Source organism: Mesorhizobium sp. WSM3859, assembly GCF_002295065.1.
Lineage (GTDB): Bacteria > Pseudomonadota > Alphaproteobacteria > Rhizobiales > Rhizobiaceae > Mesorhizobium.
On the sequence record NZ_NSGG01000003.1, the window covers coordinates 545,602 to 562,223 of the forward strand.

Consider the following 16,622-nt stretch of genomic DNA (forward strand, 5'->3'; position numbering starts at 1 on the left):
GTCGAAAGGGTCCAGCCGCGGACAATCAGCGCGTCGGCACCGGATGGTCGCCGCGATAGTCGTAGAAGCCGCGACCGGTCTTGCGGCCGAGCCAGCCCGCCTCGACATATTTCACCAGCAGCGGGCAGGGGCGGTATTTCGAGTCCGACAGGCCCTCATGCAGCACCTGCATGATGGACAGGCAGGTGTCGAGGCCGATGAAGTCGGCGAGTTGCAGCGGTCCCATCGGATGGTTGGCGCCGAGCCGCATGGCGGTGTCGATGGCGTCGACCGTGCCGACGCCCTCATAGAGCGTGTAGATCGCCTCGTTGATCATCGGCAAAAGGATGCGGTTGACGATGAAGGCGGGGAAATCCTCCGAGACGGTGATGGTCTTGTCGAGGTGCTTCACATAGGTCTTGGCGGCCTCGAAGGTCTGGTCCTCGGTGGCGATGCCGCGCACCAACTCGACCAGCTTCATCACCGGCACCGGGTTCATGAAATGTATGCCGATGAAGCGCTCGGGACGATCAGTCTGGGCGGCGAGCCGGGTGATCGAGATGGACGAGGTGTTGGTCGCCAGAATCGCTTCCGGATTGAGCTGCGGGCAGAGCTGCGCGTAGATCTTGCGCTTGACCGTCTCGTCCTCGGTCGCCGCTTCGATCACGAGGTCGGCGGCGGCGAGGTCGGCCATGGCCGGGGCGGCGGAGATGCGCGCCATCGCTTCGTTGCGCGCCTTTTCCTCGAGCTTGCCGGAACCGACCTGGCGGGCCATGTTGCCGCTGATGGTGGCGATGCCCTTCTCGATCCGGTCGGCCGATGTATCGTGGATCAGGACCTTGTAGCCACCCAGCGCCGAGACATGGGCAATACCCCCACCCATCTGACCCGCGCCGACAATGCCGATCGTCTCGATCTTGCTCATGACCCCGATCCCGTCCGGAACGCCCGCACTTTCCTTGAAGTACAAAGACGCTCCTGCTTGTTTGTTTCCCGCAATCCGGATGCGAACCGCCGGATTGACTCCGGGCCTTGATGGCCCGCTTTTTGTGCAGTGCAAACTAAAAGGGCGGGGCGACTTCGTCTACCCCACCCTTTGGATTTTAATATGCTGGAACGGACGGCGTCAAAGCGCCTTTTGCAGCTCCGGCAGGATGACGAAGAGATCGCCGACCAGGCCGTAGTCGGCAACCTGGAAAATCGGCGCCTCCTCGTCCTTGTTGATGGCGACGATGACCTTGGAGTCCTTCATGCCGGCGAGGTGCTGGATGGCGCCGGAAATGCCGACGGCGATGTAGAGGTCGGGCGCGACCACCTTGCCGGTCTGGCCGACCTGCCAGTCGTTCGGCGCGTAGCCGGCGTCGACGGCGGCGCGCGAGGCGCCGACCGCGGCGCCGAGCTTGTCGGCGACCGGCAGGATGACTTCCTGGAACTTCTCCGAGGAGCCGAGCGCGCGGCCGCCCGAGATGATGATCTTGGCCGAGGTCAGTTCCGGGCGATCATTCTCCGAGAGCTTGTTCTCGACGAAAGACGACAGGCCGGGGTTGGCGGCGGCGCCGACTGTCTCGACCGGGACCGATCCGCCCTCGGGCGCTGCCGCGAAGGAGGCCGTGCGCACCGTGATGACCTTCTTGGCGTCGGTCGACTGGACAGTCTGGATGGCGTTGCCGGCATAGATCGGCCGCTTGAAGGTGTCAGGCGAGACGACTTCGATGATTTCCGACACCTGGGCGACATCGAGGAGTGCTGCCACGCGGGGCGCGATGTTCTTGCCGGCGGAGGTCGCCGGCGCGATGATCGTGTCATAACCGCCCGCAAGCGACACCACGAGAGCCGCGGTCGGCTCGGCGAGGCGTTCCGAAAGCTCGTCGGCTTCGGCGAGCAGCACCTTGCGGACACCTTTCAGCTTGGCGGCGGCATCTGCCGCGCCCTTGGCGCCCTTGCCGGCCACCAGCACGTCGACATCCTGGCCGATCTGGAGAGCCGCCGACAGCGCTTTTGCGGTCTGGTCGGAAAGGCTTGCGTTGTCGTGTTCGGCGATGAGGAGAATTGCCATTTTCTTTGTCCTTTCCTGATCGCTTTAGAGCACGCCGGCTTCGTTCTTCAGCTTCTCGACCAGCTCGGCCACCGACTTCACCTTGACGCCCGCCTTGCGGCCGCCGGGCTCCTCGGTCTTGATCACCTTGAGGCGCGGCTTGACGTCGGCGCCGAAGTCGGCCGGGCTCTTCTCGTCGAGCGGCTTCTTCTTGGCCTTCATGATGTTGGGCAGCGAGGCATAGCGCGGCTGGTTGAGGCGAAGGTCGGCGGTAACGATCGCAGGCATCTTCAGCTCCACGGTCTGCAGGCCGCCGTCGACTTCGCGCGTCACCTTGGCCTTGTCGCCGGCGAGCTCAACCTTGGAGGCGAAGGTGCCCTGCGACCAACCAAGCAGCGCGGCCAGCATCTGGCCGGTCTGGTTGGAATCGTCGTCGATCGCCTGCTTGCCGAGGATGACGAGGCCGGGCTTCTCGGCCTCGACCACACCCTTCAGCACCTTGGCGATGCCGAGCGGCTCGGTCTGCTCGTCGGTCCTGACCAGGATGGCGCGATCGGCGCCCATGGCGAGCGCGGTGCGCAGCGTTTCCTGCGCCTGCTGCGGGCCGACCGAGACGACGATGATTTCCTCAGCCTTGCCGGCTTCCTTGATGCGGATCGCTTCCTCGACCGCGATCTCGTCGAACGGGTTCATCGCCATCTTGACGTTGGCAAGCTCGACGCCCAGTCCGTCGGCTTTCACCCGGACCTTGACGTTGGCATCCACAACCCGCTTCACGGGCACAAGGATCTTCATTTTCCTGTCACCTCTCCTGAGATAGTCGGGGCGCTATAGCAGCGTACGCCCTGTCAGAGTTGTCGAAAGCCGACATTAGCGGCGGAATATCCGCCCAACGGTGCCGTTTCCGTAGTGGCGGCAAATCCGCGCGTCAATATCCCATGACGCACCCAAATCGGTTCAGTCGCGAGGCGTTGCTGCTCCACGGCCCCATTGCGACCCCGGCTGCGCCGAGTCGCTGCCCGCCGGCTCGACAGGGACAGGCGGCTGCTGGATGTTCGGCGTCGGGTCCGGCTCGCCGTCGGTGCCGGCCAGAAGCGGCACGCCGCGGCTGCGCAGCACCAGCACCAGCACGAATCCGGCGATGATGCCGCCGATATGGCAGGCCCAGGAAATCTGGTCCTCGCCGCCGGCGGCAAACATCACGATCTGGAAAAGGATCCAGAGGATCAGCGGGATGAAGGCCGGAATGCGCAAGGGAATGCGGGCAAAGGCCAGCACCCAGACCTTCACGCGAGGGTAGAGAATCAAATAGGCGGTGACGACGCCGGCAATGGCGCCGGAGGCGCCGATCAGCGGCACCTGCGAATCCCAGGCCACCAGCCCCTGGAAGAAAGCGCCCGCGATGGCGCAGGCGAGGTAGAAGATCAGGTAGCGTATATGGCCGAGCGCATCCTCGACATTGTCGCCGAACACCCACAGGAACAGCATGTTGCCGCCGAGATGGAAAATGTCGGCGTGCAGGAAGGAATAGGTGAGGTAGCTGAGGCTTTCGGGGATGACGACGAATTCTGGCGACAGCTCGACCTTGTCGTGGACCACCGAGGGGATGAAGCCGAGACCGAGAACCGCGGCATTGGTGAAGTTCTCACCGCCAAGCGTGGTCGCCAGATAGACCAGCGCATTCGCCACGATCAGGCCGATCGTCACATATTGCAGGCGGATGTGGCGCAGCCTGTTGGTGTCATAAAGCGGGATGAACATCGGACCCTCCCGCCCCTGAATTCAGCGGTTCTTGCCGGGAACCCATAGCACGTCGGCCTTTCCATTGTCATTCACGGCACGGGCGGCAACGAACAGGAAATCCGAGACGCGGTTGATGTATTTGAGCGCCTCGCGGTTGACATGCTCGGTCGGATCCTGCGCTAGCGCCACCATCAGGCGCTCGGCCCGGCGCGCCACGGTGCGGGCCAGATGGAGCGCGGCGGCGGCCGGCGTGCCGCCGTTCAGCACGAAGGATTTCAGCGGCTGCAGTTCCTTGTTGAGGAGGTCGATGTCCTGTTCGACGCGGCCGGTCTGGGCGGCGACGATACGCAGCGGCTCGTAGTCCATGGGCTTGCCGTCGTCGGGTATGGCAAGGTCGGCCCCCAGATCGAACAGATCGTTCTGGATGCGCGACAGCATGGCGTCGATCAAGGGATGGCCGCCGGCGGTATGGATGCGGGCCAAGCCGATGCAGGCATTGGCCTCGTCGACGGTCCCATAGGCATCGACGCGCAGGTCGGATTTCAGCCGCCGCGCGCCGGTGCCGAGCCCGGTGGTGCCGTCATCGCCGGTGCGGGTGTAGATCTTGTTGAGCTTGACCATACCATCCCCCTCTTGAGCGACTTCTTACGGCAATTCCGGGCGGCAAACCGCATCTTCCTGGAATAGCCGAGCCCGCGTTATTTGCGCGTGAAATAGACCACCAGCAACAGCAGCGCCAAGGCTACGGCCTGCAGCATCACACGGGCTTGCATCAGCTTGTTCGAGGTGACGCCGGAGCCGCCGCGCATCATGTTGATCAGGCCGCGGACCAGCACGATCAGCACGGCCGCCATCGCGATGACGGCGAGAATCTTCAAGATGATGACCATCTGGCTGGCTCCGGTTCAGTTTCGGTCAGGCGCGCCTGGCGAGCACGCGGTAGAGCAGTGACGCCGGCAGGATACGTTTCAGCACCGCACCGATCCTGGCCGGCACCGTTACCACATAGTGTGGGCGCGGGCGCTGTGACAGAAGCGCGTGGCGGAGCGCCTTGTGCACGATCTCCGGGCCGGGCTTCAGCTTCGACACGCTGCCGCCGGCCTGCAGCCGGGCGAGCTGCGCCTGATAATCGGCGCGGTGGACGGAATTCTCGACGTCGATGTTCTTCAAAAACCAGGGCAAGCCATTGCTGGCGATCTTCGAGGTCACTGGTCCCGGTTCAATGAGCGAGAGATGGATGCCGCTGCCTTCGAGCTCCTGGCGCATGCACAGCATCAGGCCTTCGATGGCGTGCTTGGATGCCGAATAGGCGCCGCGGAAGCGGACAGGCGCCAGTCCGAGGATCGAGGAGCAATGGACGAGACGGCCGTGCCCCTGGCGGCGCATGACCGGCATGACGCGCCGGGTGAGGTCGTGCCAGCCGAAGAAATTGGCCTCGAACTGCTCGCGCAGCGCTGCGACCGGCAGGTCCTCGACGGCGCCGGGCTGGGCGTAGGCGCCGTTGTTGAACAGCGCGTCAAGCGTGCCGCCGGTGCGTTCAAGCACCGCCTCGACCAGCGCGGCGATGGATTCGGGCTCACGATAATCGAGATAGAAGGCTTCCAAGCCGTCGGCCTCGAGCACGGCGATGTCGGCTGGCTTGCGCGCTGTTGCGAAGACCCGCCAGCCCTCGGCCTTCAAGGCCCGCGCGCAATAGGCGCCGATGCCGGAGGAGGCCCCGGTGACGATGACGGTGCGCAACTCTTTCGCGACGGTGGACGTTGTCTGACCTGGGGTTGCCATTTGCCGCAATCACTTCCCATATTCGCGGCGTCGACACAATCGAGCGGAGCGCGGGTCCTTGCTCAGGAATATCGTCGCCGTCAAGCGCGTGCTCTACGATGCGATCGGCCATTTCACCAATGACGACGGCTGGGCGATGGCCAGCCATCTCGCCATCACCTCGCTGATGGCGCTGTTTCCGTTCCTGATCTTCGCCACGACACTGGCCAGTTTCCTCGGCGCGCAGGCGTTCTCGGATACGGCGGTGCATCTCGTCTTCGACACCTGGCCGGAGCAGATCGCCAAGCCGATCGCGCGCGAGGTGCAGAACGTCCTCACCGTCAGGCGAACCGACCTTTTGACCTACGGCGTCGTGCTTGCCGCCTATTTCGCGTCGAACGGCATCGAGGCGCTGCGCACCTCGCTCAACCGGGCCTATCGTGTCACCGAAACGCGCGGCATCATCCACCGCAGGGTGCAGAGCATCATTTTCGTGCTGATCGCTACGGCCTGCTTCCTGGCCGTCAGCGTGCTTCTGGTGTTCGCCCCTCTGCTGGCCAGGCTGGCGGAGGCGCATCTCGAATGGATCAAGCCTTATATGGGCACCATCACGCTGTGGCGTTACGTCGTCGCCTCTACCGTCATCGTCATCGGGCTGTTCTCGGTGCATATCTGGCTGCCGGCCGGCAAGCGCCGCTTTGTCTCGATCATACCGGGCATCGTCTTCACGCTGATCGCCTGGCTCGCCGGCTCGACCATCTTCGCCAGCTATCTCGATCATTTCTCGTCCTACGTGACGACCTATGCGGGGCTCGCCTCGATCATGATCGCGGTGGTTTTCCTCTACATCATCTCGGCGATCTTCATCCTCGGCGGCGAGCTCAACGCCGCGATCAGCCGCTATCTGGAGGCGCGTGCCCGAGTTGGCTGAGCTGGCGTCCCCGAGCAGAGGAATTGAAGAACTGAAGAATTGAAGAATTGAAGAAGGGCCACAGCGCTAGCTCTTGCCGGTTTTTCCCCAATTCCTCAATTCTTCAATTCCCCTTCCCCCCAGCCTGGCCAGCCGTCGCCAGGGCGACGCCAAGCGTGGCGATCGCCATGCCGGCGATCTGCAGCAGGTTGAGCTGCTCGTCGAAAAGGACCCAGGCGATGCCCGCGGTCACGGCCGGCACCAGGTAGAACAGCGAGGCTACCTTCGACACTTCGCCGTCCCTGATCATCACCATCAACAGGAAGATGGCGCCGACCGACAGCACCAGGACCAGCCAGGCCATGGCAAAGATCAACTCGCCATTGACAGTGATGGCGCGCGTCTCGAAGGCGAGCGAGCCCAGGATCATGACCGCGGAGCCGCCGACATACTGCCACATCGTCGCCGACACCAGATCGCCGCCGGAAGCGTAGCGCTTCTGCCAGATGGTGCCGGCGCTCATGGCGAGCACCGAGACGAGCGAGGCGATTAATGTAGCCGCGGTCACGCCGCCGCCGACCGCTCCGAGCTTCGGCCACAGCACGATGACGACGCCCACAAGCCCGATAGCGAGCCCGGCCCAATGGCGGGGCAGGATCGCCTCGCCGAGGAATCTGCCGGCGAGCACGGCGGTGATCAGTGGCTGCAGGCCGACGATCAATGCCGAAAACCCCGCCGGCATGCCCCGGTGGATCGCCCAGAAGACGGCGCCGAGATAGACGCCGTGCATGAGGACGCCGGCGCCCGTCGCGTGCAGCGCTTCGTCGCGCGTGGCCTTGCGAGAGCCAAGTAGCATGGCGAGGCCGGCAAAGAGGATCGCCGCGATCACGAAGCGGATGGCAAGGAAGGTGAAGGGTTCCGCCCAGGGCATGGCGTAGCGCGCGCCGATGAAGCCTGTCGCCCACAAAACGACGAAGGAGGCGGGAATGAACCGCTTGATGCTCTGCATGGATGGGAGGCTGCCGGGGTGAACGGTTGATGACGGCAATTGCTCTAATGCCGTTCAATCCGGCAAGCAAAACGAAACGTTTGATCCATAAGCTAAGTCGAATTCAACAAACCGTGCCAGGAGGGGCATGGCGCGTCGTCGCGCCATGGGTGGGCATGTTTTTGCATCTCGACACGACTTCGCTGTTGTTCGCCTTCTTGATCATCGCCGGCTTCGGTTTCTTCTTCGGCACGGCGCTCGACGCGATCATGAAGGAGAGCGGATTTGGCCCAACCGGCAACACGCTGCTGTTCATCTTCGGCTTTTTCGTCGCCCTGACGGCCGCCAGCAAGCATGGCATCAGCCTGAGCGATCTCAGGCTGGCGGTTGCCTGCGGGCTCGGCGGCGCTTTTATCTTCATCAGCGTGCTGGCGCTGATCAAGGCCGGGATGGCGCGACTCTAGTCACAGACCGACCAACTGCCTGATGTCCTGCGGCGACATGCCTGCCTCGCGAAGCGCGGCTAGGCCCGTGTCCTTGAAGCTTTTGGACAGTTTTCTGCCGTCAGTGCCAAGTATCAGGCGATGGTGGAAGTAGCGCGGCTGCGGCATGCCGAGCAGTTCCTGCAGCAGACGCTGCACACCCGTCGCCGCATAAAGGTCCTGGCCGCGCACGACATGGCTGACGTTCTGCAGCGCGTCGTCGACGACGACGGCGAGATGGTAGCTGGTCGGGATGTCGCGGCGGGCGACGATGACGTCGCCCCAGGCCTGCGGTTGCGCTTCGATCGCCCGTGTCGCCGACATCGTCTCATCGGTGAATTCGGTCCATGACAGGTCGGCCCTGACGCGCATCCTTGCCGCCTCGACGTCGAGCCGCCAGGCGAAGGGCACGTTCTCGGCGATCCGCCGCTTGCGCTCCCTGGCCGGCAAGGCCTTGTCGAGCGGCGGGTAGAGCGGCACGCCGTCGGGATCGCGCGGCCAGTCGCGGCCGCCTCTCTCGGCGATGAAGGCGCGGATTTCGCCCCGGCTCATGAAGGCCGGATAGACCAGTTCCTCGGCGATCAGCCTGTCGAGCACCGCCCGGTATTCGGCAAAATGTTCCGATTGCCGGCGCACCGGCTGTTCCCAGCGCAGTCCCAGCCATTCGAGGTCGCGGAAAAAGCCGGCCTCGAATTCGGGTGTGCAGCGGGTGACGTCGATATCCTCGATGCGCAGCAGCAAGCGTCCGCCCGCTTGCGCGGCCATCTGCCGGTTAAGCAGGGCGGAATACGCATGGCCGAGATGCAGTTCCCCATTCGGGCTCGGGGCGAAGCGAAATGTCAGGAGCGTCATCTTCGAGATGGCATTCGGGTTGAAAGGCGCTTTTGCCAGTTGGTATTTAGCCATCCATTGCCACTTCGCGGGCGCCCTGGGAACAAGCAACGTGCAACGCATCGCCTCGCTCGACGACATTGCGGCTGGGCTCGACGCCCTCTGTCGGATCGATCCGCGGCTGGAGACGGTGCGCGGCAAGGCGGGCGAGGTGCCGCTCCGGCTGTCGGAACCGGGGTTTCAAAGCCTGGCCTCGATCATCGTTTCGCAGCAGGTATCGCGCGCGAGCGCCGACGCCATTTTCGGGCGGCTGGTCAAATTGGTCGATCCGCTGACGCCGCAGGCAATCCTGGCCGCCGGCGAGGACATATTCCGCGAGGCCGGGCTGTCGCGGCCGAAGCAGCGCGGGCTGCTTGCGGTCGCGCAAGCCGTGGCCGGCGGGCTCGATCTCGATCACCTGTGCACCCTGGACGCCGGCGAGGCGATCACGGCGATGACGGCCGTGCCCGGGATCGGCCCATGGACGGCCGAATGCTACCTTTTGTTCGCCGCCGGCCATCCGGATGTGTTCCCCGCGCGCGACGTCGCGCTGCAGACGGCGGTCGGCCATGCGCTCGGCATAGACCCGCGTCCGCCGGAAAAAATGCTTATCCGGCTGGCCGAATCATGGAGCCCCTGGCGGGGTGTCGCGTCGCGGCTTTTTTGGGCCTACTATCGTGAACTGAAGGGCAGGGACGCGGCGCCTCCCGTCGAAATGGCCAAAAAAGCATGAAAATCATGCGTTTTTGAGAGTTTCGGCGAGAGACAATCCGCTTCACATCCCTGTCATGTCGGGCTTACAGTATCCGCGCCGTTCGGTTTGGAATGTAGGAGGCGAAGGACGTGACGGTTGCCGTATCTCCGGATGGGCTTCCCGCGCTGGTGCTGAATGCGGACTACCGCCCGCTCAGCTATTACCCCCTGTCGCTCTGGTCGTGGCAGGACGCGATCAAGGCTGTGTTCCTCGACCGGGTCAACATCGTCGCCGAATACGAGCACGCGGTCTCCTCGCCGACCTTCTCGATGAAGCTGCCGAGCGTGGTCAGCCTGAAAGCCTATGTGAAGCCGTCGCGGCATCCCGCCTTCACCCGTTTCAACGTGTTCCTGCGCGACCGCTTCCAGTGCCAGTATTGCGGCACGCCGGAGGATCTGACCTTCGACCATGTCATCCCGCGCCATCGCGGCGGGGCGACGACCTGGGAGAATGTCGTCGCCGCCTGCTCGCCCTGCAATCTTCGCAAGGGCGGCATGATGCCGGCGCAGGCCAAGATGTGGCCGCTGCAAAAACCCTATCAGCCGACGGTGCACGACCTGCACAACAACGGACGCTTGTTCCCGCCCAATCATCTGCATGAAAGCTGGATGGATTATCTGTACTGGGATGTCGAACTCGAACCGTAGAGTTCGGCAGAAATCCGCGAGCCCGGTCGTCTGCCGCAGCTTTCTGCGCTTCCGGTGCTCACGTACTTAAGTACGCTCCGCTCCGGTTCTCGAAAGCCGCACCAGCCGATCCGGGCTGGCGAATTTCTGGACGAACTCTGCGTCGTGCCGCTCGATCAGGCTCAATCCCGCGCGAGCGCGCTGCGGAAGGCGACGGCGGCGAGCACGAGGCTGGCGATCGCGTTCCAGCCGGCGAGCGACAGGCCGAGGATGCGCAGCGCCGCCTTGTCGCAGGACGGCGGCACGAACTTGTCGAGCGCGTCGAGCACGCCCTTGCCGCCGGTGTCAACCGGCCCGGCGCCGGCGGTGCAGTCGGTCGGGCCGGCCCACCAATGCCATTCGACGCCGGAATGGTAGACGCCAAGATAGAGGCCGTAGAGCATCAGCAAGCCGCCGATCGCCAGCAGGCCGCGCATCGCCCAGGCCGGCGCATGAAGCATCGAGGCGATCACGGCCAGCAGCATCAGCGGCGCGCCGATATAGTAGGGGGTGCGCTGCTCGAGGCAGAGATGGCAGGGAATGTAGCCGCCGATATATTGGAAAGCCAGCGCCGAGCCGACGGTCGCCGCCATGGCGACGGCGAGAAACAGCGCTGCGCGCGTGCGCTGGCGTCCGGTGTCGGCATTCATGGTCGCGGTCATCGATCGGGTCCGTTGGTTGCGTCGCTATCCGTGGGCGTATCTGACGAGGATATAGAGCAAAATCAGGGCAGCCGCGCCGGCGCCAACGATCAATCCCAGGCGCTTTTCGATGAACTCCCTGATCTCTTCGCCATAGCGGCGCAGCAGCCAGGCAAGCAGCAGGAAGCGAGCGCCGCGCGCCACGATGGCCGAGACGATGAAGACGGCAATGTTGACGTGAAGCGCGCCGGCCAGAATGGTGACCACCTTGATCGGCGGCAGGTGCGCCGCGCCGGATGTGACAAGCAGCACCAGCATCAGTTCGGCGCCCGACGACTGCCACTTCTCGAACGTGGCAAGGCCGCCGAAATGCTCCAGCATCGGCCGTGCGATCGTGTCGTAGGCGTAGTAGCCGATCAGCCAGCCGGCAATGCCGCCCAGCACGGATGCCGCCGTGGCGATCAGCGCGTAGCGATAGCTGCGTTCGGGCCGCGCCAGCGCCATGGGTAGGAACAGCACGTCGGCCGGGATGAAGAACACCGAGCTTTCGACGAAGGCGATGAAGGCCAGCCACCATTCGGCGGATTTGCGCGCCGCCAGCGAGAGCGTCCAGTCGTAAAGTCCGCGAAGCATCGGCTCTCCTAATGCGGTCGACGCAATTCCGGACGGAAAACCGCAGCGCGCTTTTCCTGGAATTGCTCTGATCAATGTCACCCGAGACGCTTTGCGGTTGTGGGCAACGGCAGGCAGGAAGACAAGGACCCAAAGCGCCGCATCCAGCTTGCGGATGCGAGGCGCTCAACGCCCCGCCTGTCTAGAAAGATTTTTCGCGACGCACAATGTCTGCGTCGCCACGAGGGCCGAAGGGTGGGGAATGCCGCTGCGCGGGCAAATCCGCAACAGGCCAGTTGACGAACACCCATCCGCCCGTATAGTCCGCGCCCATCCAGGCCGCCCGGCCTGAGCCCCTATGGCGGAATTGGTAGACGCGCTCGACTCAAAATCGAGTTCCGCAAGGAGTGCTGGTTCGATCCCGGCTAGGGGCACCACCCTTCGCTCTGCGAGCTTCGGGTGGCAGGCCATCCCAAACGATCCTACCGCATGTTCCCCGTATGCCCCTGCGAATACCGCCCCGGCTGTGGCCACACCGTCAGCCCATGCGGCTCGAGGCCGACGCGGATTTTCGTCACCGCGCCGCTCACCGTGTCGATCATATAGGCCTCGTTGTCGAAGCGGCCGGAGAGCCATAGCTGCTTGCCGTCGGCGCTGACATTGCCCATGTCGGGGCTGCCGCCGCCGGGGATCGGCCATTGCGCGACCACTGAGCGGGTGGCGAAGTCGATCACCGTCACGCTGCCCGGGCCCTTGGCCTTGCCCTGCTCCATCTTGTGCGATCCGCGGTTCGAGACGTAGAGGCGCTTGCCGTCGCGGCTGACGACGAAGCCATGCGCGCCGATGCCGGTCGGGATGAAGCCGATCTCCCTGAAACTGTCGCCGTCGATCAGGAAGACGCCGTCATTCATCATGTCGGCCACGTAAAAAACCTTGCCGTCGGGCGAGAGGCGGATGTCCTGCGGCATGCCCATCTTGGACAGGTCGAGATGGCCGAGCACCTTCTGGTTCTTCAGGTCGATCTTGGCCAGGCCGCCATCGCCATATTCGCAGGTGAAGATCGCATAGGAGCCGTCTACCGAGAAATCGGCATGGTTGATGCCGAGACAGGCCGGCGTCGGCAGGCTCGATTTCAGCGCCATGGTGTGCGGGTCGCGGAAATCGAGTTGCTGCAATGCTTCGTCGACGACGATGGCGGCGCTGCCGTCCGGCATGAAATAGAGGTTGTAGGGATCGTCGACCGGGACCTGCTGGCCGGGCTTGGCGGTAATCGGGTCGATCGGCGTCAGGCTGCCATTCTTGCCGGTGCCGTTGTTGGCGACCCACAGCGTCTTCAAATCCCAGGACGGCACGACATGCTGCGGCTTGCTGCCGACATTGAAGCGGTCGACTTCCTTGAGCGTTACGGTGTCGATCACCGAGACGCTGTTGGAAGAGCGGTTGGGCACATAGACGCGCGGCAGCGCGCCGGTGGTCACCGGGCTCAGATGACCGGCGGCGGTGTGTTTGTAGATGTTGACGGCGGGCGGCGGCGGTTCGCTGCAGTCTTCGGGGCAGGAGCCGGCCAAGGCGCGCGTGGGCATCAGCGCAAGCAGCAGCAGAGCCGCACGGAAACTGGTGTGACGCAAAAGACTTCTGATCATCTGGATGGTTTCGTGAAGGCCCGCCCGATATTCCCCGCCCGGACCCATAGCTTGTGTGCCGCCGTTGATCTAGCGCCTTTTCAACAGGCTCCGCATGCGGTTGCGCAGCAGGCGCGCCATGTTGCGGGTCTCGCGGTAAAGATGCAGTTGCGAGGCCGCCTGGCGGGCCAGCCGGTCGGCGTCCGGTGTCAGCCCGACCACCAGCGTGCCCATCGGCTTGCGCTCGCTCCACAGGCGGCTCATCACGGGATGATCCGGAACCGCGCAGGAATCGGTCATGACGATGTTGGGATCGTCGAGATGCTGCTTGGTCACCTCGATCATCAGCAGCGTGCCCGGCGAATAGGCCGAGAGCGTCTCGTCATAGGCCGTCTTCCAAGTGTAGGCGACGCCGGCCTCGACGAAAACAACCAGGCAGGCGATGGTGCGGCCGTCGAGCGTCAGCATGTGGATGCGGCACATGTCTTGCTCGGCCAGCCGGTGGACGGCCTCGCGGGCGAAGGCGGCGCGGTAGCGGTCGATCGCCATGGCGGTGCGCTCGCGGCCTTTCCAGCCGGCTGCTTCCAGCGTCAGGAAGCTTTCGATGGCGTGGCGGATCTCGTCCGGTCCGCGGGCCACGATGTGCTCCAGCTTGCCGTGGTCGGCAAGGCGCCGCTTCAGCCGGCGGAATTCGCGATAGTGATGCGAACGCAGCGACGCCTTGAGGTAGTCCTCGCCGTCGGCCTCGCTCTCCAGCACCGGACGCTCGACCTTGCCGGTGGTCACCAGCGTCAGGCCGCGGCTGTCGGCGAAGGAGGTGAGCAGGCTCGCCACCGGACCGTCGAGGCGCATGTCGGGCAGCACGAAGACTTTTGGCAGCTTGAGATGCGGCCTCGACAGCATCGAGAAGAAATCCTCGATGACGCCGATGGGATCGTCGCGGTCGACCACCGGCGTGCCGAGCGGGCCGAACGGGCTCGACCATGTGCGCATCACCGGAACGCCGAGCGGGATCGCCGGCCGCTCGACCGAGAAGGGCACCAGAAGGCGCAGCCGGTTGCGGTATTCGTCGCCGTCGCGGATGACGGCCAGCCGCACCTCGCGGTCCTCCAGCCGGGGCATCGCGGGCGCCAGGAAGCGCGGGTTGAAGAAGACATTGGGCTCGGCTGTGCGGGAGCTGAGATAATCGAGCTCCTCGACAAGGTCGAAACCGGCCGAGGCCGGATAGATGGCGAGCTTGCGCTCCGGCCTGTTGCTGGCGAAGAGCTCGATATGGGCCGGGTCGACCTCACGCGCCAGGCCGGCAAGGTTGGAGACCATGGCGCCGGCGGGACCGCCGCTGGTCTCTTCGAGCAACGGGACGGCGGCCATCAGCCAATTTCCTTCTTTGCAGGCACGAAGATCGCCATCACGATACCGAGCTTGCGCCAGACGGTGAAGGAGAGCGCGCTGGCCTCGAAGACCATGGCGAGGCTCGTTGCCATCGCAGCGCCCCAGAGGCCGAACAGCGGGATCAGCAGCACGTTGAGGCCGATGTTGAGGGCGAGCGTCATGGCATAGACGGCGGCGCAGATGTTCTGGTTGCCGCTCATGGTGAGCAGGCTTTCGCAGGGGCCGACGGCGGCGCGGGCCACGACGCCCAGCACAAGCAGGAAAAGCAGCGGATAGCCAGCGGTGAATTCGGGACCGAACAGCACCAGCATCGGCTCGCCCAGCGCCAGCACCAGCAGCGCCATCAAAAGCGAAGGCCAGAAGGTCCAGGAGACGGTTTCGCGGGCGAACGCGGCAAGCCTGTCCGGCTCGCCATGGGTGAATTGCGCATAGCGCTGGGCAACGCCGGCCTTGACCGCGAAATAGACGAAATGCACCAGCGCCAGCGTCTTCACCGTCGCGAAATAGACGGCGACGTCGTTGGGCGGGAGGTAGGCGCCCACCATCAGCACGTCGGCATTGGTGAGCAGGAAGAAGAAGCTCTCGACCAGGAAGATCGGCAGCGAGACGAGGATCCACTGGCCGAAATGCACCGTCATCGGCCCGGGCGGGACCTTCTTGTCCATGCGCGAGGTGACGGCCATCAGCTGGCCGAGCGTCGTGAGATAGGTGGCGGCGATCGAGGCGAAGATCGCGGTCCTGGCGTCCGGCACATAGTGCAGGCCAAGCATCAGCGCCATGAACGCCAGGATCAGCACCGGCCGTACCAGATAGGTCGGCGACAGCGCCAGCAGCGCCCAGGAATTGGCACGCGCCAGCCCTTGCAGGAGATCGCCGAGCGCGATCATCGGCAAGCAGATGACGCCGAGGATGAAAGGGATGACGTAGTAGTTTTCGATCCAGTCCGAGGCAAGCCACACGCCAAGGGCGCCGAGGCCGGCGATCAGCGTCGAGGCGACGAGCACGAACAGGCGGCTGGCGAGCACGATGCCGCGCAGCTCGGCAAGCATGCCGCGCTCACGATACTCCGGAATGAAACGGATGACGGAGGTGTGGAAGCCGAGGCAGGCGAGATTGCCGACGATGACCATCGTCACCCAGACCAGCACCGAGATGCCGTACTCGAACGACCCCATCCAGCGCGCCATCAGCACCTGGCTGACAAAGGCGATGAAGGCGCTGATGATGCGGATGGAAAAGGCGATCAGCGACATGCGCCCGGCTTCGCCGCGCGCATCGGCGGTGAAGAGGATGGCATCGACGCGGCCAAGCAGCGGCGTGATGCGCAGCGCCCAGCGCTGCGGCAAGAACCGCCCGGCAGTCGTTGCCGCGGAAAAGCGCACCCACAACTCTCCGTTTTCCGCCTTTTTCCAGCGTTCGGGTCTATCCGAAACACCTTAAGAAAGGGTGGGTGCGGGTGCTTCCTTCTCCCTGTCACTATACGGGGAGAAGGTGCCGGCAGGCGGATGAGGGGCAGCGCCGGCCTCGGAAAATTGGGATGAATCGCGTGTCGAAGAGCTTGCTGGGGGAGGCTTCCGAAACTGAGTGATCATTCTCTGTCGGATACGAGGGGCGGCAAGTCGGAATCGCCGGCGCTGCCCCTCATCCGGCCCTTCGGGTCACCTTCTCCCCGTATAGTGACGGGGAGAAGGAATAGGCGCTCACATCCCCTTCATCGCGTCGCACGAGACGTTCGGGTTCATGTCGGCGAAGGCGCCCGTCGGGTTCTGCTTCCAGGCCCAGACATGCAGCTCGTAGAACGGGCCGAGGCCGTAGCGGTTGGGCGCGGTGTTGAAGTTGAAGAGATGGCCTTCGAGCGAGGCCGGGCCTTTCGACGTGATGTATTCGACGGCGATCAGCTTCAGCGTGCCGTCGGCCATCGGCTCGTACATCACCGCTTCCGGCTTGGCGACGTCGACCGCATCGTCCTTGAGGTAGGCGGCGTTGACGTAGTGGATGCCCATGGCGCCGCCGGTGAGGCCGCTGGCGCAGGGGATCGGCGCATAGCCTTCGGCCTTCGCCACCGCGACGTCCTCGAAGCGGCTGTCGAGCGCCCGCACCTTTTCGGCGAGCGGGTTGACGGTTTCGGCCATGGCGGCGCCCGCCATCAGCAGGGTGATCGCGGCAGA

Annotated in this window: 19 protein-coding genes and 1 tRNA gene; 5 read left to right on the plus strand and 15 right to left on the minus strand. The window is 64.4% G+C overall.

Going from position 1 to position 16,622, the window contains the following annotated elements; translation table 11 throughout:
• Window positions 1-25 precede the first annotated feature (25 nt).
• The 7 genes from CK230_RS09595 to CK230_RS09625 all read right to left on the minus strand — a co-directional run bounded on the left by CK230_RS09595 (window position 26) and on the right by CK230_RS09625 (window position 5,539).
• Complete coding sequence (locus CK230_RS09595) at window positions 26-904, minus strand: 3-hydroxybutyryl-CoA dehydrogenase (protein ID WP_095817010.1); 879 nt, start codon at window positions 902-904, stop codon at window positions 26-28.
• A gap of 201 nt (window positions 905-1,105) precedes the next feature.
• On the minus strand, window positions 1,106-2,035 hold the full coding sequence (locus CK230_RS09600; protein ID WP_095816911.1) for an electron transfer flavoprotein subunit alpha/FixB family protein: 930 nt from the start codon (window positions 2,033-2,035) through the stop codon (window positions 1,106-1,108).
• Window positions 2,036-2,059: 24 nt separating this feature from the next.
• Window positions 2,060-2,809 (minus strand): electron transfer flavoprotein subunit beta/FixA family protein, encoded by a 750-nt coding sequence (locus CK230_RS09605; protein WP_095816912.1) that lies wholly within the window; start codon window positions 2,807-2,809, stop codon window positions 2,060-2,062.
• A gap of 162 nt (window positions 2,810-2,971) precedes the next feature.
• Window positions 2,972-3,775: a rhomboid family intramembrane serine protease gene (locus tag CK230_RS09610; RefSeq protein WP_095816913.1), complete on the minus strand. Its 804-nt coding sequence runs from the start codon at window positions 3,773-3,775 to the stop codon at window positions 2,972-2,974.
• 21 nt (window positions 3,776-3,796) lie between these two features.
• Window positions 3,797-4,378: a cob(I)yrinic acid a,c-diamide adenosyltransferase gene (locus tag CK230_RS09615; protein ID WP_095816914.1), complete on the minus strand. Its 582-nt coding sequence runs from the start codon at window positions 4,376-4,378 to the stop codon at window positions 3,797-3,799.
• Window positions 4,379-4,455: 77 nt separating this feature from the next.
• Window positions 4,456-4,647: a twin transmembrane helix small protein gene (locus CK230_RS09620; protein WP_095816915.1), complete on the minus strand. Its 192-nt coding sequence runs from the start codon at window positions 4,645-4,647 to the stop codon at window positions 4,456-4,458.
• A gap of 25 nt (window positions 4,648-4,672) precedes the next feature.
• Window positions 4,673-5,539, minus strand: a complete 867-nt coding sequence (locus tag CK230_RS09625) for an SDR family oxidoreductase (RefSeq protein ID WP_095816916.1) — start codon at window positions 5,537-5,539, stop codon at window positions 4,673-4,675.
• Between the two features lie 58 nt (window positions 5,540-5,597).
• On the opposite strand from CK230_RS09625, the gene CK230_RS09630 reads away from it, so the two are divergent.
• Complete coding sequence (locus tag CK230_RS09630; protein ID WP_095816917.1) at window positions 5,598-6,449, plus strand: YihY/virulence factor BrkB family protein; 852 nt, start codon at window positions 5,598-5,600, stop codon at window positions 6,447-6,449.
• 103 nt (window positions 6,450-6,552) lie between these two features.
• Here the strand turns inward: CK230_RS09630 and CK230_RS09635 are convergent, their stop codons facing one another.
• Window positions 6,553-7,437, minus strand: coding sequence for a DMT family transporter (locus CK230_RS09635; RefSeq protein WP_095816918.1), 885 nt, complete (start codon window positions 7,435-7,437; stop codon window positions 6,553-6,555).
• A 29-nt stretch (window positions 7,438-7,466) separates the two neighbouring features.
• Between CK230_RS09635 and CK230_RS09640 the strand changes: the two genes are divergently transcribed.
• Entirely contained in the window at window positions 7,467-7,880 is a 414-nt protein-coding gene (locus tag CK230_RS09640) for a hypothetical protein (protein ID WP_245429867.1), read from the plus strand.
• Here the strand turns inward: CK230_RS09640 and gluQRS are convergent, their stop codons facing one another.
• Window positions 7,881-8,750: a tRNA glutamyl-Q(34) synthetase GluQRS gene (gene gluQRS / locus CK230_RS09645; RefSeq protein WP_095817011.1), complete on the minus strand. Its 870-nt coding sequence runs from the start codon at window positions 8,748-8,750 to the stop codon at window positions 7,881-7,883.
• Window positions 8,751-8,841: 91 nt separating this feature from the next.
• On the opposite strand from gluQRS, the gene CK230_RS09650 reads away from it, so the two are divergent.
• Together CK230_RS09650 and CK230_RS09655 are read left to right on the plus strand one after the other, a co-directional pair.
• Window positions 8,842-9,501 carry a DNA-3-methyladenine glycosylase gene (locus CK230_RS09650; RefSeq protein ID WP_095816920.1) on the plus strand — a complete coding sequence of 220 codons (660 nt, stop codon included), beginning with the start codon at window positions 8,842-8,844 and terminating at the stop codon, window positions 9,499-9,501.
• A 110-nt stretch (window positions 9,502-9,611) separates the two neighbouring features.
• Window positions 9,612-10,169, plus strand: a complete 558-nt coding sequence (locus CK230_RS09655; RefSeq protein ID WP_027167440.1) for an HNH endonuclease — start codon at window positions 9,612-9,614, stop codon at window positions 10,167-10,169.
• 161 nt (window positions 10,170-10,330) lie between these two features.
• Here CK230_RS09655 and CK230_RS09660 read toward each other — a convergent pair whose 3' ends face one another.
• Complete coding sequence (locus CK230_RS09660; RefSeq protein WP_095816921.1) at window positions 10,331-10,849, minus strand: disulfide bond formation protein B; 519 nt, start codon at window positions 10,847-10,849, stop codon at window positions 10,331-10,333.
• A 24-nt stretch (window positions 10,850-10,873) separates the two neighbouring features.
• On the minus strand, window positions 10,874-11,461 hold the full coding sequence (locus CK230_RS09665) for a YqaA family protein (protein ID WP_095816922.1): 588 nt from the start codon (window positions 11,459-11,461) through the stop codon (window positions 10,874-10,876).
• Window positions 11,462-11,792: 331 nt separating this feature from the next.
• Between CK230_RS09665 and CK230_RS09670 the strand changes: the two genes are divergently transcribed.
• Window positions 11,793-11,877: transfer RNA gene (locus CK230_RS09670), tRNA-Leu, on the plus strand.
• A gap of 45 nt (window positions 11,878-11,922) precedes the next feature.
• On the opposite strand, the gene CK230_RS09675 is transcribed toward CK230_RS09670, so the two are convergent.
• From CK230_RS09675 to CK230_RS09690, 4 genes are all read right to left on the minus strand, one after another.
• Entirely contained in the window at window positions 11,923-13,083 is a 1,161-nt protein-coding gene (locus CK230_RS09675; RefSeq protein WP_095817012.1) for a YncE family protein, read from the minus strand.
• 69 nt (window positions 13,084-13,152) lie between these two features.
• Window positions 13,153-14,433 (minus strand): GNAT family N-acetyltransferase, encoded by a 1,281-nt coding sequence (locus tag CK230_RS09680; protein WP_095816923.1) that lies wholly within the window; start codon window positions 14,431-14,433, stop codon window positions 13,153-13,155.
• On the minus strand, window positions 14,433-15,836 hold the full coding sequence (locus tag CK230_RS09685; RefSeq protein WP_095817013.1) for a lipopolysaccharide biosynthesis protein: 1,404 nt from the start codon (window positions 15,834-15,836) through the stop codon (window positions 14,433-14,435). Before CK230_RS09685 ends, CK230_RS09680 begins: the two co-directional genes overlap by 1 nt.
• A gap of 318 nt (window positions 15,837-16,154) precedes the next feature.
• The gene (locus CK230_RS09690) at window positions 16,155-16,601 is read right to left on the minus strand and encodes a hypothetical protein (protein ID WP_245429872.1); all 447 of its coding nucleotides are present in this window, start codon (window positions 16,599-16,601) and stop codon (window positions 16,155-16,157) included.
• Between the last annotated feature and the right edge of the window lie 21 nt (window positions 16,602-16,622).